27 protein-coding genes, 1 tRNA gene, 1 other RNA gene and 1 riboswitch are annotated in these 24093 nt (G+C 63.7%); of the genes, 17 read left to right on the forward strand and 12 right to left on the reverse strand.

Features of this window, described 5'->3' with window-relative positions; genetic code table 11:
* The first annotated feature begins 26 nt into the window (after window positions 1-26).
* Complete coding sequence (gene lysS, locus DXY35_RS05570; protein WP_115081464.1) at window positions 27-1535, forward strand: lysine--tRNA ligase; 1509 nt, start codon at window positions 27-29, stop codon at window positions 1533-1535.
* A gap of 27 nt (window positions 1536-1562) precedes the next feature.
* On the forward strand, window positions 1563-1826 hold the full coding sequence (locus DXY35_RS05575) for a hypothetical protein (protein WP_006851112.1): 264 nt from the start codon (window positions 1563-1565) through the stop codon (window positions 1824-1826).
* A 1-nt stretch (window position 1827) separates the two neighbouring features.
* Here DXY35_RS05575 and DXY35_RS05580 read toward each other — a convergent pair whose 3' ends face one another.
* From DXY35_RS05580 to egtB, 4 genes are read right to left on the reverse strand one after another with little or no spacing between them, the layout of a single operon-like run.
* On the reverse strand, window positions 1828-2307 hold the full coding sequence (locus DXY35_RS05580; protein ID WP_115081465.1) for a hercynine metabolism protein: 480 nt from the start codon (window positions 2305-2307) through the stop codon (window positions 1828-1830).
* The gene (locus DXY35_RS05585; protein ID WP_115009649.1) at window positions 2304-2537 is read right to left on the reverse strand and encodes a hercynine metabolism small protein; all 234 of its coding nucleotides are present in this window, start codon (window positions 2535-2537) and stop codon (window positions 2304-2306) included. The genes DXY35_RS05580 and DXY35_RS05585 overlap by 4 nt, the downstream gene beginning before the upstream one ends.
* A gap of 44 nt (window positions 2538-2581) precedes the next feature.
* A complete protein-coding gene (gene egtD, locus DXY35_RS05590; protein WP_115081466.1) occupies window positions 2582-3535 on the reverse strand; it encodes an L-histidine N(alpha)-methyltransferase in 954 nt (317 codons plus the stop codon).
* Window positions 3532-4680, reverse strand: coding sequence for an ergothioneine biosynthesis protein EgtB (gene egtB, locus DXY35_RS05595; protein WP_115081467.1), 1149 nt, complete (start codon window positions 4678-4680; stop codon window positions 3532-3534). Before egtB ends, egtD begins: the two co-directional genes overlap by 4 nt.
* Window positions 4681-4760: 80 nt before the next feature.
* Between egtB and DXY35_RS05600 the strand changes: the two genes are divergently transcribed.
* Window positions 4761-6395, forward strand: a complete 1635-nt coding sequence (locus DXY35_RS05600; protein WP_244272931.1) for a serine/threonine protein kinase — start codon at window positions 4761-4763, stop codon at window positions 6393-6395.
* Here DXY35_RS05600 and smpB read toward each other — a convergent pair.
* Window positions 6389-6889, reverse strand: a complete 501-nt coding sequence (gene smpB, locus DXY35_RS05605; protein ID WP_115009647.1) for an SsrA-binding protein SmpB — start codon at window positions 6887-6889, stop codon at window positions 6389-6391. The two genes, DXY35_RS05600 and smpB, sit on opposite strands and share 7 nt — an antisense overlap.
* 50 nt (window positions 6890-6939) lie before the next feature.
* On the opposite strand from smpB, the gene ruvB reads away from it, so the two are divergent.
* From ruvB to thiC, 6 genes are all read left to right on the forward strand, one after another.
* Window positions 6940-7986 (forward strand): Holliday junction branch migration DNA helicase RuvB, encoded by a 1047-nt coding sequence (ruvB, locus tag DXY35_RS05610; RefSeq protein WP_115081469.1) that lies wholly within the window; start codon window positions 6940-6942, stop codon window positions 7984-7986.
* Window positions 7983-8747 (forward strand): tetratricopeptide repeat protein, encoded by a 765-nt coding sequence (locus DXY35_RS05615; protein ID WP_115081470.1) that lies wholly within the window; start codon window positions 7983-7985, stop codon window positions 8745-8747. The genes ruvB and DXY35_RS05615 overlap by 4 nt, the downstream gene beginning before the upstream one ends.
* Window position 8748: 1 nt before the next feature.
* Window positions 8749-9930, forward strand: coding sequence for an amidohydrolase (locus tag DXY35_RS05620; protein ID WP_115081471.1), 1182 nt, complete (start codon window positions 8749-8751; stop codon window positions 9928-9930).
* Window positions 9927-10154 (forward strand): DUF3188 domain-containing protein, encoded by a 228-nt coding sequence (locus DXY35_RS05625; RefSeq protein ID WP_115081472.1) that lies wholly within the window; start codon window positions 9927-9929, stop codon window positions 10152-10154. Before DXY35_RS05620 ends, DXY35_RS05625 begins: the two co-directional genes overlap by 4 nt.
* Window positions 10151-10765, forward strand: a complete 615-nt coding sequence (locus tag DXY35_RS05630) for a HEAT repeat domain-containing protein (protein WP_115081473.1) — start codon at window positions 10151-10153, stop codon at window positions 10763-10765. The genes DXY35_RS05625 and DXY35_RS05630 overlap by 4 nt, the downstream gene beginning before the upstream one ends.
* Window positions 10766-10796: 31 nt before the next feature.
* Window positions 10797-10903: riboswitch (TPP riboswitch) on the forward strand.
* A 45-nt stretch (window positions 10904-10948) separates the two neighbouring features.
* Window positions 10949-12352 (forward strand): phosphomethylpyrimidine synthase ThiC, encoded by a 1404-nt coding sequence (gene thiC, locus DXY35_RS05635; RefSeq protein ID WP_115009642.1) that lies wholly within the window; start codon window positions 10949-10951, stop codon window positions 12350-12352.
* A gap of 140 nt (window positions 12353-12492) precedes the next feature.
* Here the strand turns inward: thiC and tkt are convergent, their stop codons facing one another.
* Genes tkt through acpP form a run of 3 tightly spaced genes read right to left on the reverse strand, consistent with a single transcriptional unit; the run spans window position 12493 to window position 16055 of the window.
* Window positions 12493-14502 (reverse strand): transketolase, encoded by a 2010-nt coding sequence (tkt, locus tag DXY35_RS05640; RefSeq protein ID WP_115081474.1) that lies wholly within the window; start codon window positions 14500-14502, stop codon window positions 12493-12495.
* Window positions 14503-14556: 54 nt separating this feature from the next.
* Window positions 14557-15804 carry a beta-ketoacyl-ACP synthase II gene (fabF, locus tag DXY35_RS05645; RefSeq protein ID WP_115081475.1) on the reverse strand — a complete coding sequence of 416 codons (1248 nt, stop codon included), beginning with the start codon at window positions 15802-15804 and terminating at the stop codon, window positions 14557-14559.
* Window positions 15805-15812: 8 nt separating this feature from the next.
* Complete coding sequence (gene acpP / locus DXY35_RS05650; protein ID WP_011363161.1) at window positions 15813-16055, reverse strand: acyl carrier protein; 243 nt, start codon at window positions 16053-16055, stop codon at window positions 15813-15815.
* Window positions 16056-16201: 146 nt separating this feature from the next.
* On the opposite strand from acpP, the gene psaC reads away from it, so the two are divergent.
* Together psaC and glmS are read left to right on the forward strand one after the other, a co-directional pair.
* Window positions 16202-16447: a photosystem I iron-sulfur center protein PsaC gene (gene psaC, locus DXY35_RS05655; protein WP_006850103.1), complete on the forward strand. Its 246-nt coding sequence runs from the start codon at window positions 16202-16204 to the stop codon at window positions 16445-16447.
* Window positions 16448-16501: 54 nt separating this feature from the next.
* On the forward strand, window positions 16502-18391 hold the full coding sequence (gene glmS, locus DXY35_RS05660) for a glutamine--fructose-6-phosphate transaminase (isomerizing) (RefSeq protein ID WP_115081476.1): 1890 nt from the start codon (window positions 16502-16504) through the stop codon (window positions 18389-18391).
* 3 nt (window positions 18392-18394) lie between these two features.
* On the opposite strand, the gene DXY35_RS05665 is transcribed toward glmS, so the two are convergent.
* Both DXY35_RS05665 and rimM read right to left on the reverse strand, forming a co-directional pair.
* The gene (locus DXY35_RS05665) at window positions 18395-19855 is read right to left on the reverse strand and encodes a mannose-1-phosphate guanylyltransferase/mannose-6-phosphate isomerase (RefSeq protein WP_115081619.1); all 1461 of its coding nucleotides are present in this window, start codon (window positions 19853-19855) and stop codon (window positions 18395-18397) included.
* A 70-nt stretch (window positions 19856-19925) separates the two neighbouring features.
* Complete coding sequence (rimM, locus tag DXY35_RS05670) at window positions 19926-20459, reverse strand: ribosome maturation factor RimM (RefSeq protein ID WP_115081477.1); 534 nt, start codon at window positions 20457-20459, stop codon at window positions 19926-19928.
* Between the two features lie 55 nt (window positions 20460-20514).
* Here rimM and DXY35_RS05675 point away from each other — a divergent pair, with 55 nt between their 5' ends.
* On the forward strand, window positions 20515-20700 hold the full coding sequence (locus DXY35_RS05675; protein ID WP_114988059.1) for an NAD(P)H dehydrogenase subunit NdhS: 186 nt from the start codon (window positions 20515-20517) through the stop codon (window positions 20698-20700).
* Window positions 20701-20704: 4 nt separating this feature from the next.
* Window positions 20705-21532: an ion transporter gene (locus tag DXY35_RS05680; protein ID WP_115081478.1), complete on the forward strand. Its 828-nt coding sequence runs from the start codon at window positions 20705-20707 to the stop codon at window positions 21530-21532.
* Here the strand turns inward: DXY35_RS05680 and rnc are convergent.
* Window positions 21490-22215, reverse strand: coding sequence for a ribonuclease III (gene rnc, locus DXY35_RS05685; protein WP_115081620.1), 726 nt, complete (start codon window positions 22213-22215; stop codon window positions 21490-21492). The genes DXY35_RS05680 and rnc overlap by 43 nt on opposite strands.
* Window positions 22216-22345: 130 nt before the next feature.
* Between rnc and DXY35_RS05690 the strand changes: the two genes are divergently transcribed.
* Window positions 22346-22603: an HU family DNA-binding protein gene (locus DXY35_RS05690; RefSeq protein ID WP_170950521.1), complete on the forward strand. Its 258-nt coding sequence runs from the start codon at window positions 22346-22348 to the stop codon at window positions 22601-22603.
* A gap of 42 nt (window positions 22604-22645) precedes the next feature.
* Here DXY35_RS05690 and rnpB read toward each other — a convergent pair.
* Window positions 22646-23036: RNase P RNA component class A (gene rnpB, locus DXY35_RS05695), an RNA gene on the reverse strand.
* Window positions 23037-23074: 38 nt separating this feature from the next.
* Between rnpB and DXY35_RS05700 the strand changes: the two genes are divergently transcribed.
* The 3 genes from DXY35_RS05700 (at window position 23075) to DXY35_RS05710 (ending at window position 24073) form a co-directional block, all read left to right on the forward strand.
* A tRNA-Arg gene (locus tag DXY35_RS05700) sits at window positions 23075-23148 on the forward strand.
* Window positions 23149-23241: 93 nt separating this feature from the next.
* The gene (locus DXY35_RS05705) at window positions 23242-23568 is read left to right on the forward strand and encodes a hypothetical protein (protein WP_025362017.1); all 327 of its coding nucleotides are present in this window, start codon (window positions 23242-23244) and stop codon (window positions 23566-23568) included.
* A gap of 37 nt (window positions 23569-23605) precedes the next feature.
* Window positions 23606-24073 (forward strand): hypothetical protein, encoded by a 468-nt coding sequence (locus DXY35_RS05710; RefSeq protein WP_115081480.1) that lies wholly within the window; start codon window positions 23606-23608, stop codon window positions 24071-24073.
* Window positions 24074-24093 lie beyond the last annotated feature (20 nt).

Consider the following 24093-nt stretch of genomic DNA (forward strand, 5'->3'; position numbering starts at 1 on the left):
GGATGGCGCCCGACTGACCTGCTGCTGTGTCTGAGCTGCGCGACACCCGTCTGGACAAGGCCAAGGCCTTGGAAGAGCTAGGGCAAGGCCCCTATGCCCTCACCTTCAGTCCCAGCCACCGCATGGCTGAGCTGCAGGAGACCCATGCCGATCTGCCCAAGGGGGAAGAGCGGGACGTCAGCGTTTCGGTGGCGGGACGGGTGATGACCCGCCGGGTGATGGGAAAGCTGGCCTTTTTCACCCTGGCGGATGAGACGGGCTCCATCCAGCTGTTCCTGGAGAAGGCGGGTCTCGAGGCCCAGCAGGAGGGCTGGTTCAAACAGATCACCACGCTGGTGGACAGTGGCGACTGGCTTGGGGTGAGCGGCACCCTGCGTCGCACCGACCGTGGCGAGCTGTCGGTGAAAGTGAGCGACTGGCGCATGCTCACCAAGGCGCTGCAGCCCCTTCCCGACAAGTGGCATGGTCTGGCCGACGTGGAGAAGCGCTACCGCCAGCGCTATCTGGATCTGGTGGTCTCCCCCGACAGCCGTGAGACCTTCCGTCGCCGGGCCCGCCTGGTGAGCGGCATCCGTCGCTGGCTCGATCAGCGGGACTTTCTCGAGATCGAGACCCCCGTGCTGCAGAGCGAACCCGGTGGTGCAGATGCTCGGCCGTTCGAGACCCACCACAACGCCCTCGACCTGCCCCTCACCCTGCGGATTGCGACGGAACTGCACCTGAAGCGCCTGGTGGTTGGTGGCTTTGAGCGGGTGTATGAGCTTGGCCGGATCTTCCGCAATGAAGGGGTCAGCACCCGCCACAACCCCGAGTTCACCTCGGTGGAGATCTATCAGGCCTACAGCGATTACCTCGGGATGATGGAGCTCACCGAGCAGATGGTCAGCGCGGTGTGCCAGGAGGTCTGCGGGTCGACCACCATCACCTACCAGGGCACTGAGATCGATCTGGCTCCGCCGTGGCGGCGCGCCACGATGCATGAGCTCGTGCAGGACGCAACGGGGCTTGATTTCAACAGCTTCAGCAGTCGCGAGGAGGCGGCCGCGGCGATGACCGCCAAGGGCCTGCATGCGCCTGAGCTGGCCGACTCGGTGGGCCGTCTGCTCAACGAAGCCTTTGAGCAAGCGGTGGAGACAACCCTGATTCAGCCCACCTTCGTCACCGATTACCCGGTGGAAATTTCGCCCCTGGCCAGGCCCCATCGCAGCAAGCCCGGCTTGGTGGAACGCTTTGAGTTGTTCATCGTCGGCCGTGAGCACGCCAATGCCTTCAGTGAGCTCACTGATCCCGTCGATCAACGCCAGCGCCTTGAGGCCCAGCAAGCGCGCAAGGCGGCGGGTGATCTGGAAGCCCAGGGGTTGGACGAGGACTTCGTCACGGCTCTGGAGGTGGGCATGCCCCCCACCGGAGGTTTGGGGATCGGCATCGACCGGCTGGTGATGTTGCTCACCGACAGCCCTTCGATTCGGGATGTGATCGCCTTCCCGCTGCTGCGGCCGGAGTCCCGCAAGGGAGAACCACCCTCAGTGGAATAATGGGAGGAGTGGCATGGTCCTATCCCCATGAGTGGAGAACGCGTCGGGTTTCGCTTCAAGCACGCTGATGCCGTGGTCAAGCGGAATCCCCAGGGCCGTTCCCGCCGGGGATGGGTGATGGAGCCGGTGGAGCAGACCACCAGCCGTGGCACCAAAATGCCTGCTTACCGCATCCGCTGGCGCGACAGTGAGCGCCCTGAAATCGTGCTGCAGCACATGCTGATCGCCGATCCGGATCCCACACCTCCGCCCGAGGGTGTCAGCCTGGAGCCCCCCGCGCCCAAGGCCTGATTTAACTCAGCCCAGCCTCACGGTGCAGCTGCTCAAGCTCCTGTTCCGCTTCAAACAACGCCCAGTCCTTCTCCAGTGTTGAGGGGCTGGGCGTTTGCTTTTGCTGTTGAAGCTCCTGCAACTGCCGCTCCACCTCGTTGAAGCGGCGTCCCAGATCCTCCAGGTCGGCCCAGAGGGCACGGCCCTGGTTCATCAGGCTGGTGAGATGTTGTTCGGCTCGCCCGGCCAGATCGGCTGCGCCGGCTGCCCTGGCTCGCTCCACCCGGCTGCGCCAGGCCCGTACGTCCTCGGCCAGCCTCAGCAGCTGTTGGCGTTGCTGCTTCGCTTCTCTCTGCAGCTGTTGACGTTGCCGTTGCAGGGCTGCGGCCCGATCCTTTTGGTGCTGTTCGCTGAACAGGTCCTCCTGGACGGGGTTGTTGCGGAGAAAGGCGGAGAGCCGGGCATCCAGCTCCCGCTCCAACTGCTCCAGCCAGCTGCTCATGCTTCGCCTGGCGTGGTGATCACTGGTTTTTCGATCTCTTTCTCCAAGGGCTCGATTGCGGCGGTTTTGGAGTTGAGGATCATCTGGGTGAGCTGTGCTGCTTTCACTTCTCCCACTTCACCTTCCAGTTCCCCCAGGCGATCGAAGGCGGCCATGTACACCGCTTCCAGGTCTTGGATCAGCTGTTCGCGCTGCCGCTTGATCGCCTGACGCCGTTCGTCTGATTTCATGCCGCCTGAGCTCCTGGGCTCCGTATTTGGATAAGTCTGTGGGCTCAGTTTGCCGGCAAAAGCAGATGCAGAGCGATCTGCTGGTTTGGATCGGTCCAGCGGCGTTGGATCCGCCAGCCGGCCTGGGCCGCGAGGGCGGCCGCGGCGTCCGGGGAGTATTTGACGCTGTGCTCGGTGATCCAGGCGTCCCCCTGGCGAAAGAACCAGGCCTCTCCGCCCAAGTGCACGGTCTGATCCTGCGTGCTCACCAGCGCCATTTCGATGCGCTGCTGCCTCGCCTGCCAGTGGGCCCGGTAGCGGAATTGCGCCGGATCGGCATCCCCCTGGAGGTCGCGGTTGAGCCGCTGCAGCAGGTTGCGGGCGAAGGCGGCGGACACGCCGGCGGCATCGTCGTAGGCGGCCTCCATCAGGGCCGGCTCGCGGGGTTGATCCAGCCCCAGCAGCAGCGGCCCTCCAGCCAGCAGCTGCCGGGCATTGCGCAGAAAGTCCACAGCCTCCTCTGGGGTGAAGTTGCCCAAGGAGCTACCAGGAAAGAAGCCGATGCGTCGTTGACCGTCCAGGGCGGGATGCGGCGGCAGCTGCTCCAGGCGGGTGTGGTCACAGCAGATGCCCACCATGGCAGTGTTGGGGTGCCGGGCCGCGAGGCCGGAGAGGGCCTCTTTCAGGGCGCTGAGGCTGATGTCCAAGGCGGCGAAGACGCTGCTGCCCAGAGCTGTGAGCAGCGGATCCACCTTGCGGGCGTTGCCGATGCCGAATTCCACCACCAGCCCGGGGCCCGTGGCGGCGGCGATGGCGGCTGCGTTCTCTTCCAACAGGGCGATTTCCCGTTGGGTGAGGGTGTATTCCGGCTGCCGGCAGATCTCGGCGAAGAGCCGTGATCCCTCGGCGTCGTAGAGCATCCAGGCCGGCAGTTGGCGTGGGCTGCGCCGCAAGCCATCCCGAACCAGGCGCTGCAGATCCGCCGGCGGCGGGTGGAGGTTGACCAGGCTGATGCTCATCGGGCCAGACGGATGCCGGCCGCCATCCAGCGGCTCGCTGGAGGGAAAAAATTGCGGTAGCTGTTGCGCTCGTGGCCAGGGGGCGTGAGCCAGCTGCTGCCGCGCAGCACCATCTGGGAGCTCATGAATTTGCCGTTGTATTCGCCGATGGCCCCCTCCACCGGGCGAAAGCCGGGATAGGGGCTGTAGGCACTGGCGGTCCACTGCCACAGCACCCGGTGGGCGTGCTGCATGGCAGCGCCATGCAGGCCAAGGGCGTGTTCCCATTCCGCTTCGGTGGGAAGCCGGGCACCGCTCCAGCGGGCATAGGCATCCGCTTCGAACCAGCTCAGATGACGCACCGGTGCCTGGGGGTCGCGGCGGCGGCGGCCCGCCAGGGTGAATTCGTGGTTGTTTTCCCGCCAGTAGCGCGGCGCCTGCCACTGGTGCTGTTGCACCAAGGTCCAGCCTTCACTCATCCACAGCTCGGGGCGTTGATAGCCCCCATCGGCGATGAAGCCGGCGTAGCCAGCGTTGCTCACCAGGCTGCTGCTTAGTTCAAACGGCTCCAGCCACACCCGGTGCCGCGGCGTCTCGTTGTCGAAGTGGAACCGCTCGCCCTGGTGGCCGATCTCCGTCAACCCGCCGGGGCAGGCCAGCCACTGTTCCTCCTCCAGGGTCAGGGTCAGCTCAGCTTCAGGGTTGTAGACGGGTTCCGATGGCTGGCGGTTGAAGCCATCCAAGAGGTCCATCAGCAGCAGTTCCTGGTGCTGTTGTTCATGCTGCAGGCCGAGCTGCACCAAGGCATCAACCCCTTCGGGCGGGTCCTGCAGCAGTGCTTCTAGACCGGCATCCACCCGTTGGCGCCAGGCCAGCACCGCGCCGATGGCCGGACGGCTGAGCAGGCCCCGTTGCGGCCGGGGGTGACGCGCTCCGATGGCGTCGTAATAAGAGTTGAACTGATAGCTCCAGAGCGGGTCGCAGGCCCGATGTCCAGCTGCATGGGGCTGCAGCACGAAGGTGTCGAAGAACCAGTTGGTGTGGCCCAGATGCCATTTGGGTGGACTGGCATCGGCCATCCCCTGGAGCATCAGGTCTTCGGGTTCCAGAGGTGCGATCAGGGTTTCGCTGCGCTGCCGCACCGCCAGCAGAGTGTCCAGCAGCACGGGCCCGAACCAACTTGCGCGGACCCTAGGGGGTGCAGCGAACCATCGGTACCATCAGCCCATCGATGTGGCTGAATCCCTTGAGCGGTTCCGGCACGGTGCTGGTGGAGCGATATCGCCTGGAGGAACGGCTGAGTGGACCCGATCCGCTGCGTGGTTCCCTCTGGCGTGCGGTGGATGTGATGGCGGGCGATCTGCCGGTGGCCATGCGCCAACTGGAGACTCCGGAATCCCAGGAGCGATTGCAGGGAGTGTGGCCACAGATGCAGATGCTGTCGCATTCCCAGTCGCCCCGCTGCGGCGAGCTGCTGGAACTGGATGGGGCGTTATGGCTTGTGCGTGATTGGCAGGACGGCATCGCTTACGACCTGCTGCTGCGTCAAAGGCGGTTCAGTGCGGATGAGGTTCTGCTCTTGCTGCGCCAGGTGCTGCCGGTGCTTGCGGTGTGGCATGGCAGCGGGCTGGTGCACGGTGATCTGAATGCCCGCCATCTGCTGCGCCGAAGCAGCGATGGCCTGCCGGTGTTGCTGGAGGGTGGCGGGGTTCAGCGGGTGGGCACGACCCCGACGGATGCTCCCTGGCGCGATCTCCATGATCTTGGGGTCACCGCTCTTGTCTTGCTCGGCGGGACCGCAGGCGACGACGAATGCTGGCCCAAGGGCCTGGAGCTGGAGGCGAGTTTTCGCCAGGTTCTGGAGAGGTTGTGCTCGGAGGAGCCAGAGCACCGTTTCGATGAGGCTGCTGAGGTGCTGCAGGCCCTGGAGTCGGTGGTTTTGCCCGCGTCTGAACCCGAGTCAGGCGTGGCGGCGCGAACTAGTCGGGCCTTGGCTCGCGAGCAGGGAGCGGAGGGTCGCCTCTGGCCCGTGGTGATTGCTCTGGGTGTCCTGGCGCTGGTGGGTTCCGCGATTGGATGGGTCCTGTTGTCCCGTAGTTCCCGTGTTGTTGAGGCCTTTCGTGCCAGCAGCGAAGGGGGGGCTTCGGCGCCCGTCGTCAGCCTGCCGTCGGCGGAGCTGGATCAACGCCAGCAATTGCTCAGCCGGCTGCGGGCGCTTCAAGTGAATCGTGGCTGGTTTGTCGAACTTGTGGATGCCAGCCAGCTCAGCACGGAGCCGCAGCAGGAAGCATCGTTACGCAGGGTCTGGACCGAGCTGGCCGAGCAATGGCTGGCTCGGATTGCCTTGCTGCCGCCGGCGATTCGGGTCCAGTTGGGGCGTCTGGGGGCAGGGGACTGGCAGCAGCCGCGTGAGGCGCTGTTGAAACAGGGCGTTCATCCGCGGGTCGTCGAGCATCTGGTGAGTGCTGGAGCCCAGGATCTGCTGCCGGTCACCATGCGTGGTCGGAAACCTGCCGACCCCTTTCTTCAGCTCTGGATTGCAGCGGCGATTCAGAGCCTTGATGACGTTCAGATCGTGCGGCTCAAAGCGCGCCCGCTTGAACCCGCCATCACGTCGTTGCCTATCCCTGCCGGTGGTGCGCGTTTGGTGCTTGTGGAGGCTCCAGCAGGTGATGTCGTGGCACTGGGCATCAACGGCACACCGCTGATGCAGATGGTGGTGTTTGGTGCCAACGGGCAGGTGGTGGATGAGCGCGGTCCACTGCAGGTGACTCGGATTGCTCCGGAAGCAGGTTCTCCGCTGCAGGTGCTGATTACCAACGAGGGGGTCTCGTCGGCTTTGTTCACCCTGTCCTGTCGGGCGGAACCGCTCGATCAGTAGCGCTCCATCGCTGCTTTCACGTCCTTCTTGGATTGCTTTTCCTTTTCGGCGGCGCGCTTGTCGTGCAACTTGCGCCCTTTGCCCAGTCCGATGGTGAGCTTGATCCAGGACCCCTTGAGGTGAATGTTGAGGGGGATCAGCGTCAGGCCTTTCTGATCCACCAAACCGCGCAGCTTGTCGATTTCACGGCGATGGGCCAGCAGTTTGCGGGTGCGCAGTGGGTCGTGGTTGAAGTAACTGCCGGCGTGGGTGTGGGGTGAGATGTGCACGTTGTGCAACTGCAGCTCCCCATTGCGGATCAGGCAGAAGCCATCGCGCAGGTTGGCCTTGCCGTTGCGGATCGACTTCACCTCGGTGCCCACCAGCTCGATGCCGGTTTCGAGGGTTTCGAGGATCTCGTACTGGTGCCGTGCCTGCCGGTTGTCCGCCAGCATCCGATTGGCGGCGGCCCGTGCCGCGGCTGCGGCTGCTTTTTTCGCTCCTCCCTTGGCCATGGCTGCGGCTGTGTCTTCCGACCCTATCCAGGTCTGGGTACCCTGCCCGCATGGCGATTGTCTCCTCCAGCTCCGGTCGCAAGCCACCACGCCGCCCTGAAGCGCTGGTGGACCCCCAGCCGGTACCTGAAGAGGTGGTGAGTCGGCCGGAAGACAAGCTTCGGCCCCAGCGCCTGAACGACTACATCGGTCAGAGCGAGCTCAAGCAGGTGCTGGGCATTGCGGTGCAAGCAGCGCTTGGCCGCGGCGATGCCCTCGATCATGTGTTGCTCTATGGCCCGCCGGGTTTGGGCAAAACCACCATGGCCATGGTGTTGGCCGAAGAAATGGAGGTGCAGTGCAAGGTCACCAGTGCACCGGCTTTGGAACGCCCGCGCGACATCGTTGGGTTGTTGGTCAACCTGCAGCCTCGTGATCTGCTGTTCATTGACGAGATTCATCGCCTGAGCCGGGTAGCGGAGGAGCTGCTCTATCCGGCGATGGAAGACCGTCGCCTCGATCTCACCGTGGGCAAGGGCAGCTCAGCACGAACTCGTTCCCTCGACTTGCCGCCCTTCACCCTTGTGGGGGCCACCACCCGCGCCGGATCGCTGAGCTCCCCGCTGCGGGACCGGTTCGGCCTGATCCAGCGGTTGGAGTTTTACGGCCAGGACGACCTGGAAGCAATCGTCGAGCGCACCGCGGGGTTGATCGGCGTCACCCTCACACCGCAGGCCCGCAGCAGCATTGCGGCCTCCTGCCGCGGTACACCCAGGATTGCCAACCGCCTGCTGCGCCGGGTGCGGGATGTGGCCAGCGTGCGAGGCGGGAGCAGTGGAGCCATTGATCAGGCCCTCGTTGGAGAGGCCTTGAGCCTGCACCGCGTGGATCATCGGGGCCTCGATGCAAGCGATCGGCGTTTGCTGCAGCTGCTGATCGACCACCACGGTGGTGGCCCGGTGGGCCTGGAGACCCTGGCGGCGGCCCTTGGCGACGATCCCGTCACCCTGGAGACCGTGGTGGAGCCGTTTTTGTTGCAACAGGGGTTGCTGATGCGCACCCCCCGCGGCCGGATGGTCACGGATGCGGCCCGCAGTCATCTGGCCGAGGCTGCATGAACCGGTTTCTCGTCCTGTTGATGAGTTTGGTGCTGGCCCTGCCAGTGCAAGCTCTCGATCTGCAGGGGCTTTATGAGCAGGCGCTGACGGCAAGCCGTCAGGGGGATTTTGTGGAGGCGTTGCCCCTCTGGGACAGCTTTCTGGAGCAGGTTCCAGAGGATGCAGCAGCGCTGAGCAATCGCGGCAATGTGCGTTTGGCCCTGGGGGATTTGTCTGGGGCGATCGAAGACCAGAGCGCCTCGATTGTGCTGGCACCTGAGGAAAGCGACCCGCATCTGAACCGGGGCACGGCAGAAGAGGCGCTTCAGGACTGGTCCGCAGCAGCGGACGACTATCTCTGGATTCTGGAGCGCGATCCGCAGGATGCCTCGGCCCTCTACAACCTGGCCAATGTGCGTGGCTCGCAAGGGGACTGGCCTGAGGCGCGAGAGCTTTATGGCCAGGCTGCTCTCGCCCGCCCCGGCTTCGCCATGGCCCGCTCCAGCGAGGCGCTGGCGGCTTGGCAAACAGGGGATCTCGACTGGGCGGAGGCGGAATTGCGCAAACTGATTCGTCGCTATCCCTTGTTCGCCGATGCTCGGGCAGCCCTCAGCGGCTTGCTCTGGCGGGAAGGATCCAGTGGTGAAGCCGAAAGCCACTGGGCCGCGGCGGCCGGGCTGGATCAGCGTTACCGCCAGGCCGACTGGCTGCAGCAGGTGCGCCGCTGGCCACCGCAACCGACGGAGGATCTGATGGCGTTCCTGGCCCTGGAGGCGTCCTGAGATGACCCAAGCGGCGTCCCTGTCCGATCGACTCAGCCGTGAGCTGCCTGAGCTTCTGGAGCTGCGCCGGCATCTGCATGCCCACCCTGAACTCAGCGGTGAGGAACACCAGACCGCCGCCCTGGTCGCCGGTGAACTGCGTCAACTGGGTTGGCGGGTCCGAGAGGGGGTTGGCCGCACGGGCCTGGTGGCCGAATTGGGGCCTGGCCACGGCCCCACCGTGGGCTTGCGGGTGGACATGGATGCCCTGCCCGTAGAGGAGCGCACCGGCCTGAGCTATGCCTCCACCCGCCAGGGTCTGATGCATGCCTGTGGCCACGATCTGCACACCTGCACGGGCCTTGGTGTCGCGCGCTTGCTGGCGCAGGAGCCCCACTTAGGGGCTCGAGTGCGGCTGCTGTTTCAACCCGCCGAAGAGTTGGCCCAGGGGGCGGTATGGATGCGGGATGCGGGGGCGGTGGAGGGCCTCGATGCGTTGTATGGCGTGCATGTGGTGCCAAATCTGCCGGTGGGCACGGTGGGGATCCGGCGGGGCTGTCTCACGGCGGCGGCCGGAGAGCTGGAGATCCTGGTGCAGGGAGAAGGTGGCCATGGTGCCCGTCCCCATCAGTCGGTGGATGCGGTTTGGCTGGCGGCTCGGGTGATCACAGAGCTTCAGCAGACCATCGCCCGCCGCTTGGACGCTTTACAGCCGGTTGTGATCAGTTTCGGCAAGGTGGAGGGCGGTCGCGCCTTCAACGTGATTGCCGATCAGGTGCGTTTGCTGGGCACGGTGAGATGTCTTGATCTGCAGCAGCACGCTCAGTTGCCGGCCTGGATTGATGAGACGGTGCAGGGAATCTGTGCCAGTGGAGGGGGTACGGCTGTGGTGAATTACCGCTGCATTGCACCACCGGTGCACAACGATCTGCAGCTCACGACCTTGCTCGAACGCTGTGCGGTGGAGTGTCTGGGGCGCGACAAGGTGCTGCCGGTGGAGCAGCCCTCCCTGGGGGCGGAAGACTTTGCTGAGCTGCTTCGGGATGTGCCGGGAATGATGGTGCGGCTGGGTGTGGCCGGGCCCGAGGGGTGTGCGCCGCTGCACAACGGAGCGTTCGCACTGGAGGAAGACGCCCTCGGTGTTGGCATTGCGGTTCTCACGGCCACCGTGCTGGCGTGGATCACGGAGAACACCTCGGCATGAATCAACGTCGTGCGGTGATTTGGGTTTCCCTCGGGGCTCCGTTGCTGATCCTGCTCGCGGTGCTGGCCACAAACCAGCGCCAGGGCAAGGACCGGGTGCAGGTATTGCCCGCCATCTTGGTGGGTTCGGGTCTCATCATCAGCAGCGCTCTCGGTCAGCAGCGTCGCCGCGCCAGGCTGTTAGCCGATCTTCAACGGGCGCGCACCCCCGGCAGCAACCCATGAGCGAGACCGATCCGCAACGTCCTGATCTCGAGGCGGTGCGCCAGGCCATAGCCAGTGGAGATCCGGTGAAGGCGATGCCGGCGATCACACAGCTCCGCCATTGCTCGGACGCTGAGGCGGTGCCGTTGCTGGTGCTGGGCACGGAGCAAAAGCCTTTCCTGGTGCGTTCCTTGAGCTGCAGTGGATTGGGCTACAAGCGCACCGAACAGGGCTGGACCGTCCTGAGTGCGTTGATCACTGCCGATGAAGACCCCAATGTGCGGGCTGAGGCAGCCAATGCTCTGGCCAGCTATGGGGTGGATAGGGCCTGGCCCTTGCTGCGTTCGGCCTTCGAGGCCGATGCCGCCTGGCTGGTGCGCTGCAGCATCCTTTCTGCCCTGGCGGAACAGCCCGCCATTGATCTGGGTTGGTTGCTGGAGTTGGCCACCATGGCAATCGCTGATGCTGATGCGATCGTGCGGGTGAGTGGAGCTGAGATCCTCAGTCGGATCGTGCGGGAGGGGCGCGCCGATCCCAGCGCGGTGCAGGCCAGAGGCTTGTTGCAATCTCTGCAGCAGGACAGCGATCACCGGGTGGTGGCTGCGGTGCTCAATGGTTTGCAGGTCAGCTGAACGGGTCTTTGAGCAACGCTTGCTAGCGTTCAAACATCACTAGGGGTGTCCGGGTTTTCTCATGAACCCAGACTGAGATCACACCCTCCGAACCTGATTCCGGGTCATGCCGGCGCAGGGAAGTGCTTGAGCGTGATCCACGGCCAAACGTCGACCCCTGGGCTGTCCGTCGCACCTCAGATCATGCGCGCTTCCTGGGTTGAGTCCCGTAAGGGTCAGGCCAACGTCTCTCAGATGCATTACGCCCGTCAGGGCGTGGTCACCGAAGAAATGGCCCATGTGGCGAAGCGGGAGAACCTGCCCGAATCGCTGGTGATGGAAGAGGTGGCCCGGGGGCGAATGATCATCCCGGCCAACATCAACCACACCAATCTGGAGCCGATGGCGATCGGCATCGCCAGCAAGTGCAAGGTGAACGCCAACATCGGCGCCTCTCCGAATGCGTCTGATGCGGCTGAGGAGGTGAAGAAGCTGAAGTTGGCGGTGAAGTACGGCGCCGACACCGTGATGGATCTCTCCACCGGCGGCGTCAACCTCGATGAGGTGCGCACCGCGATCATCGGTGCATCCCCCGTTCCGATCGGCACCGTGCCTGTGTATCAGGCTCTCGAGAGCGTCCACGGCTCGATCGAGAAGCTCGATGAGGACGATTTCCTCCACATCATCGAGAAGCACTGTCAGCAGGGCGTCGACTATCAGACCATCCACGCTGGCCTGTTGATTGAGCACCTTCCCAAGGTGAAAGGCCGCATCACCGGCATCGTCAGCCGCGGCGGAGGCATCCTGGCTCAATGGATGCTGTATCACCACCGTCAGAACCCGCTTTACACGCGGTTTGATGACATCTGCGAGATCTTCAAGCGCTACGACTGCACCTTCTCCCTTGGCGACTCGCTGCGTCCCGGTTGCCAGCACGATGCATCGGATGCTGCTCAACTGGCTGAATTGCACACCCTCGGTGAACTGACCCGTCGCGCTTGGAAGCACGACGTGCAGGTGATGGTGGAGGGTCCCGGCCACGTTCCCCTCGACCAGATCGAGTTCAACGTGAAGAAGCAGATGGAGGAGTGCAGCGAAGCACCCTTCTATGTGCTCGGTCCCTTGGTCACCGACATTGCTCCCGGTTACGACCACATCACCTCTGCGATCGGTGCGGCGATGGCCGGTTGGCATGGCACGGCGATGCTCTGTTACGTGACGCCGAAGGAGCACCTCGGTCTGCCCAATGCTGAGGATGTGCGCGAAGGCCTGATCGCTTACAAGATCGCTGCCCATGCTGCAGACATCGCTCGCCACCGCCCCGGCGCTCGTGACCGTGACGACGAGCTCAGCCGCGCCCGCTACAACTTCGACTGGAACAAGCAGTTTGAGCTGTCCTTGGATCCTGAGCGGGCCAAGGAGTATCACGACGAAACCCTGCCGGCTGACATCTACAAGCAGGCTGAGTTCTGCTCCATGTGCGGACCGAAGCACTGCCCGATGCAGACCAAGATCACTGATGAAGATCTCGAAGGTCTTGAAAAGGTGCTCGAAGCCAACACCGGCGCTGCAGAGCTGACGCCGGTCAAACTCGACAAAGCCGACTGATTGCCTGCTTGCAATCAGATCTTGGCCCGGCGTCCGTTAGGACGTCGGGCTTTTTGGTGTAGGGCCATTAGTCGGGTTGGTGGCATAAAAAAAGACCCCCTGCCGAGGCAGGAGGCCTTGTTGTTGAAGTGTTCTGGCGATCAGCCGAGCAGGGCCTTGGCTTTGGCCACCACGTTCTCCACCGTGAAGCCGAATTCCTTGAGGCAGGTGCCGCCGGGGGCGGAAGCGCCGAAGCGGTTCATGGTGACGCTGTCGCCATCCAGGCCAATGAAACGGTGCCAGCCGAAGGATTCAGCGGCTTCCACCACCATGCGCTTGCGCACGGTGTTGGGGAGCACTTCTTCCTTATAGGCGTCGGTCTGCTCGTCGAACAGCTCGACGCAGGGCATGGAGACCACGCGCACCTTCTTGCCTTCAGCAGTGAGCTGTTTGGCGGCCTGGACGCAGAGGTCCAGTTCGGTGCCGGTGCCGATCAGGATCAGATCGGGAGTTCCAGCGCAGTCTTCCAGCACGTAACCACCCAGGGCCACCTTGTCGATCGAGGAGTTCGCCTGGTTGGCCATGCCTTGGCGGCTGAGGCAAAGCGAGCTGGGGCGCTTGCGGTTCTGGATCGCCACCTTGTAAGCACCGCTGGTCTCATTGCCGTCGCCAGGGCGGAACACCAGCATGTTTGGCATCGCCCGCAGGGAGGGGATGGTTTCGATCGGCTGGTGGGTGGGGCCGTCTTCGCCGACACCGATGGAGTCGTGGGTGAGCACGTAGATCACGCCCAGCTCGCTCAGGGCCGACAGGCGCATGGAACCACGCATGTAGTCGGCGAAGACCAGGAAGGTGCCGCCGTAGGGGATCAAGCCGCTGTTGTGATAAGCGATGCCGTTGAGGATGGCGGCCATGGCGTGCTCACGCACACCGAAGTGCAGGTAGCGCTTCTCAGGGCTGCTGGCTTGATAGGAGCCGGTTTCACCCTTGATGTCCGTGTAGTTGGAGTGGGTGAGGTCGGCGGAGCCGCCGATCAGTTCGGGCAGGTTGGGGCCCAGAGCACCCAGGCAGATCTGGGAGTGCTTGCGGGTAGCCAGGCCACCGTCTTCGGGGGTGTAGGTGGGCAGGTCCTTGTCCCAACCCTCGGGCAGCTCACCGCGCAGCATCCGCTCGAACTCGGCGGCTTCGCTGGGGTACTTGGTGCGGTAGGTGGCCAGGGTCTGGTTCCACTCGGCCTCGAGGCTGGCCCCGCGGTCGATGGCCTGGCGGAACTGGTCGTAGGCGTCCTGGGGAATTTCGAAGGGGGCGTAGTCCCAACCCAGTTGCTGACGGGTCAGGGCTGCTTCCTCCTCGCCCAGAGCAGCACCGTGCACACCGGCAGTGTCGGCCTTGTTGGGGGAGCCGTAGCCGATGGTGGTGGTCACCTTGATGATCGACGGCTTGTCGGTCACGGCCTTGGCGGCTTCGATTGCCTTGGCAATGGCATCCACGTCAGTGTTGCCCTCGGCTACGTGCTGCACGTGCCAGCCGTAGGCCTCGTAGCGCTTCAGTACGTCCTCGGTGAAGGACACATCGGTGCGTCCGTCAATGGTGATGCTGTTGTCGTCGTACAGGGCGATCAGCTTGCCCAGCTTCAGGTGTCCAGCCAGGGAGGCCGCTTCAGAAGACACACCCTCCTGATTGCAGCCGTCGCCCATGATCACGTAGGTGTAGTGATCCACCACGGTGGCGTCGGCCTTGTTGAACTTGGCCGACAAGTGGGATTCAGCGATGGCCAGGCCCACGGCGTTGGAGATGCCGGCACCCAGGGGGCCGGTGGTCACTTCAACACCAGGGGTCTCGAAGGTTTCGGGGTGGCCCGGAGTCTTGGAGCCCCACTGGCGGAACTGTTTGATGTCCTCAATGGAGACCGAGTCGTATCCGGTGAGGTGCAGCAGCGCGTAGAGCAACATGCAGCCGTGACCGGCGGAGAGAACGAAGCGGTCGCGGTTGAACCACTTGGGGTTCTTGGGGTTGTGCTTGAGGAACTTGTCCCAGAGGGCGTAACCCATGGGTGCGCAGCCCATCGGCAGGCCGGGGTGGCCGCTGTTGGACTTGTTGATGGCGTCGACAGCCAGCATCCGAATGCTGTTGATGCAGAGCGTGTCGAGTGACGCGGGCGCAGCGACCATGGTGTTAAGAGGAAAAGTTGGAGCGATTTTGACGCACGGCGTGAGCGCGGAGGCTCAGCTGGCGCGTTTGAAAGCCAGGCAGACGTTGTGGCCGCCGAAGCCGAAGGAGTTGGACAACACAGTTCCCAGTGTCTGATCCCGCGCCTCGTTGGGCACGACATCCAGATCACAGTCGGGATCCGGGGTGGTGTGGTTGATCGTGGGGGGCACGACGCCGTGTTGCAGCGCCAGCACGCAGGCCACGGCCTCGATGCCACCAGAACCACCCAGCAGGTGACCGGTCATCGATTTGGTGGAGCTCACCGGAATCTGCAGCGCCCGCTCACCCAGGGCGCTTTTGATCGCCGAGGTTTCGTTTTTGTCGTTCGCCGGGGTGCTGGTGCCGTGGGCGTTGACGTAGTCGATCCCGGATGGATCAATACCGCCATCGGCCAGGGCAAGGCGCATCGCCTCGGCGCCACCGACGCCGCCGGGTGTGGGGGAGGTGATGTGGTGTGCGTCGCAGGTCATGCCGTAACCCACCACTTCGCCAAGGATCGTGGCGCCACGGGCGTGGGCGTGCTCGAGGGTTTCGAGCACCAGCACGCCGGCACCTTCACCGATCACAAAGCCGTCGCGCTCCTTGTCGAATGGACGGCTGGCGGTGGCCGGGTCGTCATTACGGAACGACAAGGCCTTGGCACTGGCGAAGCCGGCCACTCCCAGGGGAGTGATCGCCGATTCGGCGCCTCCGCACACCATCGCGTCGGCTTTGCCCATTTGGAGCAGACGGAAGGCATCGCCAACGGCATTGGAGCCGGCAGCGCATGCGGTAGCCACAGCGGAGCTGGGTCCCTTGGTGCCCAGGGCAATGGCAGCGAGGCCCGTGGCCATGTTGGGAATCATCATCGGCACCGTGAACGGGCTCACCCGTCCCGGTCCACGACCCTCAAGCACGTGGGCTTGGGTCTCCATCGTCAGCAGGCCGCCGACGCCAGAGCCAATGATCGTGCCAATCCGATCCGCGTTCTCGTCGTTGATTTCAAGGTCGGCATGGGCAACAGCCTGTTTGGCAGCCACCACGCCGAACTTGCAGAACCGATCCCAGCGCTTGGCTTCCTTTGGTTCGATGAAGCCGGACGGATCGAAATCCTTCACCTCCGCCGCAAAGCGACAGGCGTGCTCGGATGCATCGAACAGGGTGATGGCCTCCACTCCGTTGCTGCCGGAGGTGAGGCCATTCCAGTAGTCCTGAACCGTGTTGCCGATCGGTGTGACCGCGCCGAGGCCGGTGATGACGACGCGATGGAGACCATCCACCATTGCGTTGCTCAGGCCTGTTTGTCTTCGATGTATTTGACGGCGTCGCCGACGGTGGTGATGCCTTCAGCGGCTTCGTCGGGGATCTCGATGTCGAAGGCCTCTTCCAGGGCCATCACGAGTTCCACGGTGTCCAGAGAATCGGCACCAAGATCGTTCTGGAAGTTGGATTCGGGCTTCACCTCGCCGGAGTCAACGCTCAGTTGCTCCGCAACGATTGAGCGCACCTTTTCGAGAATCGCTTCCTGGGACATAGCCGTGGCAACGGGACGCTGCATCCTACGGGCACGCCTCCTATTGCATTTCGCCAAGGCTCAGGCCGTTAACAACGGTGACGGCCTGGCCATGGACCGGCGAAGGACGGGTACGTTTGCCGCAAGCCTTCGTATGCATCGGGCACATGTCCCACGCCGTCAAGATTTACGACACCTGCATCGGCTGCACCCAGTGTGTGCGTGCCTGCCCTCTCGACGTGCTTGAGATGGTGCCCTGGGACGGCTGCAAAGCCGGCCAAATTGCCTCCTCCCCCCGCACCGAAGATTGCGTCGGTTGCAAGCGCTGCGAAACCGCCTGCCCCACCGACTTCCTCAGCATCCGCGTTTACCTGGGCGACGAGACCACCCGCTCCATGGGTCTGGCCTACTGATTCGCCCCGTTTCACCTCATAAGCTCGGCCCGGCTTCAGCCGGGCTTTTTTTGTATGTGCGGAATCGTTGCCCTGGTGGGCTCCCGAGAAGCAGCACCCCAGCTCCTGGAGGGCCTTCGCCAGCTGGAGTACCGCGGCTACGATTCCGCTGGGATCGCCACGGTTGCGGCTCATGGTCAGCTGACTTGCCTGAGGGCCAAGGGAAAGCTGCGCAATCTCACCGCTTGTTTTGAATCCCAGGGTGCCCCTGGGCAATGCGGCATTGGCCACACCCGCTGGGCCACCCATGGCAAACCGGAGGAGCGCAATGCCCATCCGCACCGCAGCAGCGATGGAGCAGTGGCGGTGGTTCAGAACGGAATCATCGAAAACCATCGGGCCCTGAGGGAGCAGCTGGAGGCCTCCGGTGTGGTGTTCCAGTCGGAGACCGACACCGAGGTGATTCCCCATCTGTTGGCTGCAGAACTGCAGCAGCTGCAAGCAGCAGGTGGAACCCCTGGCGGTGAGTTGTTATTGGCGGCCCTGCAGCAGGTGCTGCCCAAGTTGGAAGGGGCCTATGCCCTGGCGGTGATCTGGGATCAGGCCCCGGGGGCGCTGGTGGTGGCCCGCAAGGCAGCACCCCTGTTAATCGGCTTGGGGGAAGGGGAATTCCTCTGTGCCAGCGATACGCCGGCCCTGGCGGGCTTCACCCGCACGATCCTTCCCATGGAAGACGGCGAGGTGGCCTTGCTCTCACCCCTCGGCGTTGAGCTTTATGACGCCGCAGGGGCCCGTCAGCAACGCATGCCCACCCAGCTGAGCGGTGTGGACCACGTGGCCGACAAACGTGAGTTCCGTCACTTCATGCTCAAGGAAATCCATGAGCAACCGGAGACCGCGGAGTTGTGGGTGGCGCGCCATCTGCCTCAGGGACTGCCGCCGGAGCAGCCGGTGGCGCTGCCGATGGACGATGCCTTTTTTGCCGGGATTGAGCGGATTCAGATCCTGGCCTGTGGCACCAGCCGCCATGCCGCGATGGTTGGGGCCTACCTGCTGGAGCAGTTCGCCGGCATTCCCGCATCGGTGCACTACGCCAGTGAGTTCCGCTACGCGCCGCCGCCGCTTGCCCCTCATACACTCACGATTGGTGTGACCCAATCGGGTGAGACGGCCGACACCCTGGCCGCCCTGGCGATGGAGGCAGAGCGACGTCTGGCCCATGGGGATTCAGCCTTTGCCCCCCGGCAGCTGGGGGTGACCAACCGTCCGGAGAGCTCCCTCTCGCGCCAGGTGCCCCACATCCTCGACATCGGGGCCGGCATCGAAGTTGGTGTGGCGGCCACGAAGACCTTCCTCGGTCAGCTACTGGCCTTCTACGGCCTGGCAATGGCCTTTGCGACCCGCCGTGGTGCTCGTCCCGCGGCTGAGATCAAGGCTCTGGCGGACGAACTGCGCGGTCTGCCCCAGCAGTTGCGCCAGCTGGTGGATCTTCACGACCAGCGCTCCGAAGCCTTGGCACCTCGCTTTGCTGACACCCAGGATGTGATTTTTCTTGGCCGGGGAATCAACTATCCGATCGCCCTGGAGGGGGCGTTGAAACTCAAGGAGATCAGCTATATCCATGCCGAGGGCTACCCGGCCGGAGAGATGAAGCACGGTCCCATCGCCCTGCTCGATTCCCGGGTGCCGGTGGTGTCGATCGCCGTGCCCGGTGTGGTGTTCGAGAAGGTGCTCAGCAACGCACAGGAGGCCAAAGCCCGCGATGCCCAGCTGATCGGCGTGGCGCCCCAGGGGCCCGACACCGATCTGTTTGATGAACTGTTGCCGGTGCCTTCGGTGAGCGAGTGGATCAGCCCTTTGCTCACCGTGGTTCCCATGCAGTTGCTGAGCTATCACATCGCCGCCCATCGCGGCCTTGATGTGGATCAACCCCGCAACCTGGCCAAAAGCGTCACGGTGGAGTGAGCCTCAGTTGGCGCTGATGGTTAGGTCGCTGCGGCCGTAGCGGTCCTGGAAGCGCACGATGTCGTCTTCACCGAGGTACTCGCCACTCTGCACTTCGATCAGTTCCACGGGGATCCGGCCGGGGTTGGAGAGGCGGTGTTTGCAACCCATCGGGATGTAGGTGCTCTGGTTTTCCCCCACCAACTGCTCGTTGCCGTCGCGCTCCACCAGGGCTGTGCCCTTCACCACCACCCAGTGCTCGGCTCGGTGGTGGTGCATCTGCAGCGACAGGCTGGCGCCGGGTTTCACCGAGATCCGTTTCACCTGCCAGCGGGTTCCTTCGGTGACGCCGGTGTAAGAGCCCCATGGCCTGTAGATCTTGCGGTGTGCCTTGCCCTCGGGGCTGCCGGCAGCCTCCAGCCTCTTCACCACGGTCTTGATCTCCTGGGCCTTGGCGCGATCCGCAATCAACACGGCGTCGTCGGTTTCCACCACCACCAGGTTCTCGACTCCTAGCCCCACCACCAGGCGGTGTTCGCTGCGCAGGTAGCAGTCGCGGCTGCCTTCGGCAATCACATGGCCCTGCAGCACATTGCCTTGGGAATCTTTTTGCTCTGAGGTTTCCCAGAGTGCGCTCCAGCTGCCTACGTCGCTCCAGCCCGCATCCAGCGGCAGCACACTGCCCAGTTCCGTTTTCTCCATCACGGCCACGTCAATGGCCACGTTGGGGCACTTGGCAAAGGCTTCCCGCTCCAGCCGATGGAATTCCAGGTCAGCTGTGTCCTGCTCCAGAGCTGCCCGGCAGCAGCTCACCACTTCCGGGGCCAGTCGCTCCAGTTCCGCCAGCATGGCGCTGGCGCGGAACAGGAACATGCCGCTGTTCCAGGTGAAGCGGCCTGTGGCCAGGAATTGCTCTGCTGTGGCCTGATCGGGCTTCTCCACGAACCGCTTGATCGGCACATGGGCCGGTCCTCCAAGGGAGAAGGGTTCGCTGGCTTCGATGTAGCCGTAGCCGGTTTCCGGGGCCGTTGGCACGATTCCGAAGGTCACCAGTCGTCCCTCTTCGGCGGGCTTGCGGCCGGCGTCGATGGCTTGGCGGAACTGGGCGGCATCGCGGATCAGGTGATCCGCCGCCAGCACCAGCAGCAGGGGGTCCTCGCCGTTGGCCGTGGCCTGCAACGCGGCCACGGTCACAGCCGGGGCGGTGTTGCGGCCCATCGGTTCCAGCAGGATCGCGTTCGGCTCGACCCCGATCTGCCGCATCTGTTCGGCCACGATGAAGCGGTGGTCTTCATTGCAGATCAGCAGGGGAGCCGACAGAGCGTCCAGGCCATAGAGCCGCTGTTGAGTCTGCTGCAGCAATGTGGCTTCGCCGTCTCCGCTCAACGGCCAGTACTGCTTGGGGTAACTCGCCCGCGACAGCGGCCACAGCCGTGTGCCGGTGCCTCCGCAAAGGATCACAGGAATCAGCGGTGTGGAGGCCATCATGTCCTGAAAGCGGTGACCCAGAATCGCTCGCTCTATGGGGTTCTGTCGATGCCACGTGAGAGATCTGTCAGAGCTCCAGCAGGCCCGGCGGTGGCGTGAGCAGTAGCCAGCCTTCCTCCAACTGCACCTTCGGCACGATCGCCTCCACGAAGGGAATCAGCAGCTTGCGGCCTTCCGATGTGGTGATTTCCAGCAGGTCGTTGCCGCCGCTGATCAAATCGCTCACGGTGCCAACGGCAGGGCCATCGGCCGCGAGCCGTGCCTCCAGGCCCAGCAGATCAAGCAGGTGAAATTCCCCCTCGTTCAATTCGGGCCGGTCATCCGCTGACACCAGCAGTTCTTGGCCCACAAGGGTTTCGGCGGCGCTACGGCTGTCGATTCCTTCAAGCCGCACCACGAACAGCGACTTGCCGGGCAGTTGCCGCCCCTTCTTGAGTTGGATCTCCGTCGGTTCACCCCCCTTGCGGCTGCGCAGCCAGCGGGGCCCCGGTGCCGTGAACCGCTCGGGGAAATCACTGGCGGGGTTCACCCGCAATTCCCCCTGCAGCCCTTGGACCCCCACGATCTTGCCGACGCTGAGCCACTCATTGTTCTCCGCCATGCCATCCGTCGCGCACTCTGCCGATAATGGCGCCAGATCCGTCCGCGAACGAGCCATGGCGCCTGCAACCGCTCCGATCCTCCCCGGCTCCACCGTCACCGTGGCGGATGCCACCTCGATCTACAACGGTTACACCGGCTTTGTGCAGCGAATCAGCGGAGACCGTGCGGCCGTTTTGTTTGAAGGTGGCAACTGGGACAAGTTGGTGACCCTGCGGTTGAAGGACCTCCAGCCGGCCTGAGGCAATGGAGACCCACCGAAGCCTGCGACAACGGCTGCAGTCCACGGTGCTGGAAGCCTGCACCCCGGCGGGCAAGGCTTATAACGCTGTCATTTTCGGGGCGATTCTGCTGAGTGTTCTGGCCCTGCTGCTGGAACCCGACCCCCTGGGCAATTCAGCCCTGCGCCAAACCAATGTGCCCTGGATCGATCTGGTTCAGAACGTTTGCTTGGCGGTGTTTGCGGCTGATTTCGTTCTTCATCTGGCCTTGGTGGAGAAGCCTCGCCGTTACCTGTTCAGCTTCACCGGACTGATTGACGCCTCGGCAGTCCTGTTTTTCTTCGTGCCGCAGGTGCGCAGTGAGTTGTTGCTGTGGGTGTTCAAGTTCGGCCGCATCCTGCGGGTGTTCAAGCTGCTCAAGTTCATCGATGAAGCCCGCGTGCTGGGGCAGGCCCTGCGGGGAAGTGCTCGCACCATCGGCGTCTTTTTGTTCTTCGTCTTCCTGCTGCAGGTGGTGCTCGGTTACAGCATTTTTGTGATCGAGAGCGCCCGGCCGGATTCCCAGTTCCAGACGGTGGCGAGTGGGGTCTACTGGGCGATCGTCACTATGACCACCGTCGGCTACGGCGACGTGGTGCCCCAGACCGAACTGGGGCGGCTGTTGGCCTCAGTCGTGATGCTCTTGGGTTTCGGCATCATTGCCATTCCCACAGGGATCCTGACGGTGTCGGGGGTGCGCCATCACCAGCAGAGGTCGGTGGAGCTGGTCTGCAGCAGCTGCGGGCGTCAGGGGCACCGCAAGGGTGCCCGTCACTGCGATGCCTGTGGCGCGTCGCTGCCTTCCAGGGCCTGAAGAGCTGCTGTTGCCGCGCTCTGCTCGGCCTCCTTGCGGGAGCGGCCTTTGGCCTCCGCTAGGTCTTGGCCTCTAATGCTCACCCGGCAGCGGAAGCGTTCGGCGTCGCCGTGCTGGCGGCTGCATTCTTCGGTGGTGTACCTGGGCAGTCCCAGCCCCTGGCCCTGGCTCCACTCCTGCAGGGCTGTTTTGCCGCCGAACTGATGGGGAGTTGCCAGCACCGCCTGTGCGGTGGCGCACCAGTGGGGGGTCAGCCAGCGGTGAATCGCTTCAACGTTGCCGAGGGCGCTGTACAACGCACCAATCAGAGCCTCGGTGGCATCGGCTCGCAGCCTGGATTCGGCGGACCGATCCCCCTGGGCGTGCCGCCCCAGCAGCAGATGCTGTTCGATGCCAAGTGCTGCACCCACGTCCGCCAGCCAGCGATCGCTGACCAGCTGGGCCCGCAGGTTGGAGCAGGCACCCACCGCGAGATCGGCGTGGTGGCGATCAATGAATTCGGTGGCGGCGAGCCGCAGCACCGCATCACCAAGGAACTCCAACCGTTCCAGGTTGCGGGCCCGGCCGCTCGATATGTGGGTGAGGGCCTGATCCACCAGGGCGAGTAGCTCAGGGTTGATCGGAATCTCAGTGTCGAGGCGCTGGATCAGGGCCGAAAGCGCCGCGATTCGGGTCTCATCCACAGAAGTGGCATCCGGCAAGGCGTCTCCCAAACCGTAGGGAAGCCTCCGGCTGCGCATAGATTCTGCGGCGGGGCTTTATTGCTGAGAGCAATGCCCCTCCCAAATTCGCGCCTCGATGAGGACACCAACCATGAGCTTCAAAGACCTCGTTTCCACGATTTCCACCGACCAGGACATCCCTGCAGGAACCGTTCGCAAGGTGGTCAAAGCCTTAGCTGAAAACATCAAAGCCTCTGTCGAGTCAGGTGAGGATTTGAAACTGCCTGGCCTCAAGATCAAGACTCAAGTCACTCCCGCGCGTGAAGCCACGGAAAATCGCAAGGCCCGTCCAGAGCTGAAGCGCACGGTTGTGAAGCTGCGTCAGTCCGACGAGAACGAGGCTGATTGAACCAGCCTGTTCCCCCTGAGCGCTTGCTCAGGGGGGCAGATGAGTTGAAAGCAGGACATAAGCCGGGTTCTGTTCACGCCCCACAGAGGTTGGTCTGCAGAGGGTGGGTGGCTATCTATCTGGGACCGCCGTTGCCGACGGCCTCAAGCGGCGCGTTCAAACGGAACGGGGCCAATGGCCAGCCGTCGTTCCTTGGCCTTGCTCCCAGCCGGGGTTTACCGAGCCAGCACCTCTCGATGCTGCTGGTGCGCTCTTACCGCACCTTTGCACCCTTGCCTGTGCCGGCGAACCGGCCATCGGCGGTGTGTTTCTGTGGCACTCTCCTCACGGTCACCCGCACTGGGCGTTACCCAGCAAGCCTGGCCATCAGGGAGCCCGGACTTTCCTCAGCCGACACTCAAAGAGATCGGCCGCAACCACCTCGCCTGCTTTCAGATCTCATCATGCCTCGTGGGCATAATTCAGAGGTCTGGGGCTGTAGCTCAGCTGGATAGAGCGACGGTTTCCTAAACCGTAGGTCGTGGGTTCGAGTCCCGCCAGCCCCGTGAGAATTGCCGAAGAGGTAGTGAGCGCTACATCTGGTGGGGTGTTCAGATCGTTCACCACCGCTAGGGTTGGTGAAACCGGGTTTGGGTGCCATGACCCAGCTTCACGATCTTCGTCTGCGGCTGTTGGTGCAGCAGGAAAGTGAGCGGATTGCTGAATCCCAGCCCACGGATCTGGACTTATCAGTGGTGCAGGCTCGTTGCCTGTGTTGGCTCGCCCTCCTGGCGGAAGCCCATGAAGACCAGGCCAGTGACGCGGAACGTCGCGGCGATACGGAACAGGCCATGGGCTGGTTCGCCGATTCGATGCGGCTGCGGGATGTGATCGGTGTGGTGTCGTCCATTGAGATCCCTCTGCCCGACACCGCTGGTGAGGATGGCCCCCAGGCCGAGGAGGATCTGGGGCCTCAGGCGGCTTGATCGGTGGCATAGTGGGGAATGACCGCGAGGGACTGCATTGCCGGAAGAGCCCTGCCAGTGCCCGGATTGCCAACGGTTTTACCGGGAGCATGACCGGCTGATCCGGGAGTCCCCCACGCTTCGTCAGCAACAGGAGCTCAACTGGGCAGCACTCCAGTCGTTCCGAACCTTGTCCGGCCGGGTGCTCGAGGATCTGCAAAAGCAGCACGGGTCCCGCCAGACCGCCGATGCAGCCGCCTCGAAGCCTGCGGCATCCGGCACGCCTGTGCCGGAAGAATCAAGTGATGGCATCCAGCAGGCCATTGCCGATCTGGAGAACATCAACGCCCATCTGTTCTCGATCGAGGCGTTGATGGAGCGGGTGTTTGATGTGCGCGTCCCGGAAGAAATCGAGCAGAAGTTCCGCGAACTGGCTGGTGAGCTGGCTCCTGATCCTTTGAATGTGGACCGTCTGCGGCTCAACCGCCTGTTGCATCAGACGCCTGATCTGCCTGATCGGAGCTGAAGCAATGCATCTTGGTTCCA

The organism is Synechococcus sp. N32, from assembly GCF_900473895.1.
In the GTDB taxonomy this organism is placed as follows: Bacteria; Cyanobacteriota; Cyanobacteriia; order PCC-6307; family Cyanobiaceae; genus Parasynechococcus.

Bases quoted from the DNA above. Each gene is read 5' to 3' on its own strand.
- DXY35_RS05575 (WP_006851112.1), top strand. From the start codon at position 1,563: ATGAGTGGAGAACGCGTCGGGTTTCGCTTCAAGCACGCTGATGCCGTG.
- DXY35_RS05580 (WP_115081465.1), bottom strand. From the start codon at position 2,307: ATGAGCAGCTGGCTGGAGCAGTTGGAGCGGGAGCTGGATGCCCGGCTC.
- DXY35_RS05585 (WP_115009649.1), bottom strand. From the start codon at position 2,537: ATGAAATCAGACGAACGGCGTCAGGCGATCAAGCGGCAGCGCGAACAG.
- egtD (WP_115081466.1), bottom strand. From the start codon at position 3,535: ATGAGCATCAGCCTGGTCAACCTCCACCCGCCGCCGGCGGATCTGCAG.
- smpB (WP_115009647.1), bottom strand. From the start codon at position 6,889: ATGGCCAAGGGAGGAGCGAAAAAAGCAGCCGCAGCCGCGGCACGGGCC.
- ruvB (WP_115081469.1), top strand. From the start codon at position 6,940: ATGGCGATTGTCTCCTCCAGCTCCGGTCGCAAGCCACCACGCCGCCCT.
- DXY35_RS05615 (WP_115081470.1), top strand. From the start codon at position 7,983: ATGAACCGGTTTCTCGTCCTGTTGATGAGTTTGGTGCTGGCCCTGCCA.
- DXY35_RS05620 (WP_115081471.1), top strand. From the start codon at position 8,749: ATGACCCAAGCGGCGTCCCTGTCCGATCGACTCAGCCGTGAGCTGCCT.
- DXY35_RS05625 (WP_115081472.1), top strand. From the start codon at position 9,927: ATGAATCAACGTCGTGCGGTGATTTGGGTTTCCCTCGGGGCTCCGTTG.
- DXY35_RS05630 (WP_115081473.1), top strand. From the start codon at position 10,151: ATGAGCGAGACCGATCCGCAACGTCCTGATCTCGAGGCGGTGCGCCAG.
- thiC (WP_115009642.1), top strand. From the start codon at position 10,949: ATGCGCGCTTCCTGGGTTGAGTCCCGTAAGGGTCAGGCCAACGTCTCT.
- tkt (WP_115081474.1), bottom strand. From the start codon at position 14,502: ATGGTCGCTGCGCCCGCGTCACTCGACACGCTCTGCATCAACAGCATT.
- fabF (WP_115081475.1), bottom strand. From the start codon at position 15,804: ATGGTGGATGGTCTCCATCGCGTCGTCATCACCGGCCTCGGCGCGGTC.
- acpP (WP_011363161.1), bottom strand. From the start codon at position 16,055: ATGTCCCAGGAAGCGATTCTCGAAAAGGTGCGCTCAATCGTTGCGGAG.
- psaC (WP_006850103.1), top strand. From the start codon at position 16,202: ATGTCCCACGCCGTCAAGATTTACGACACCTGCATCGGCTGCACCCAG.
- glmS (WP_115081476.1), top strand. From the start codon at position 16,502: ATGTGCGGAATCGTTGCCCTGGTGGGCTCCCGAGAAGCAGCACCCCAG.
- DXY35_RS05665 (WP_115081619.1), bottom strand. From the start codon at position 19,855: ATGGCCTCCACACCGCTGATTCCTGTGATCCTTTGCGGAGGCACCGGC.
- rimM (WP_115081477.1), bottom strand. From the start codon at position 20,459: ATGGCGGAGAACAATGAGTGGCTCAGCGTCGGCAAGATCGTGGGGGTC.
- DXY35_RS05675 (WP_114988059.1), top strand. From the start codon at position 20,515: ATGGCGCCTGCAACCGCTCCGATCCTCCCCGGCTCCACCGTCACCGTG.
- DXY35_RS05680 (WP_115081478.1), top strand. From the start codon at position 20,705: ATGGAGACCCACCGAAGCCTGCGACAACGGCTGCAGTCCACGGTGCTG.
- DXY35_RS05690 (WP_170950521.1), top strand. From the start codon at position 22,346: ATGAGCTTCAAAGACCTCGTTTCCACGATTTCCACCGACCAGGACATC.
- DXY35_RS05705 (WP_025362017.1), top strand. From the start codon at position 23,242: ATGACCCAGCTTCACGATCTTCGTCTGCGGCTGTTGGTGCAGCAGGAA.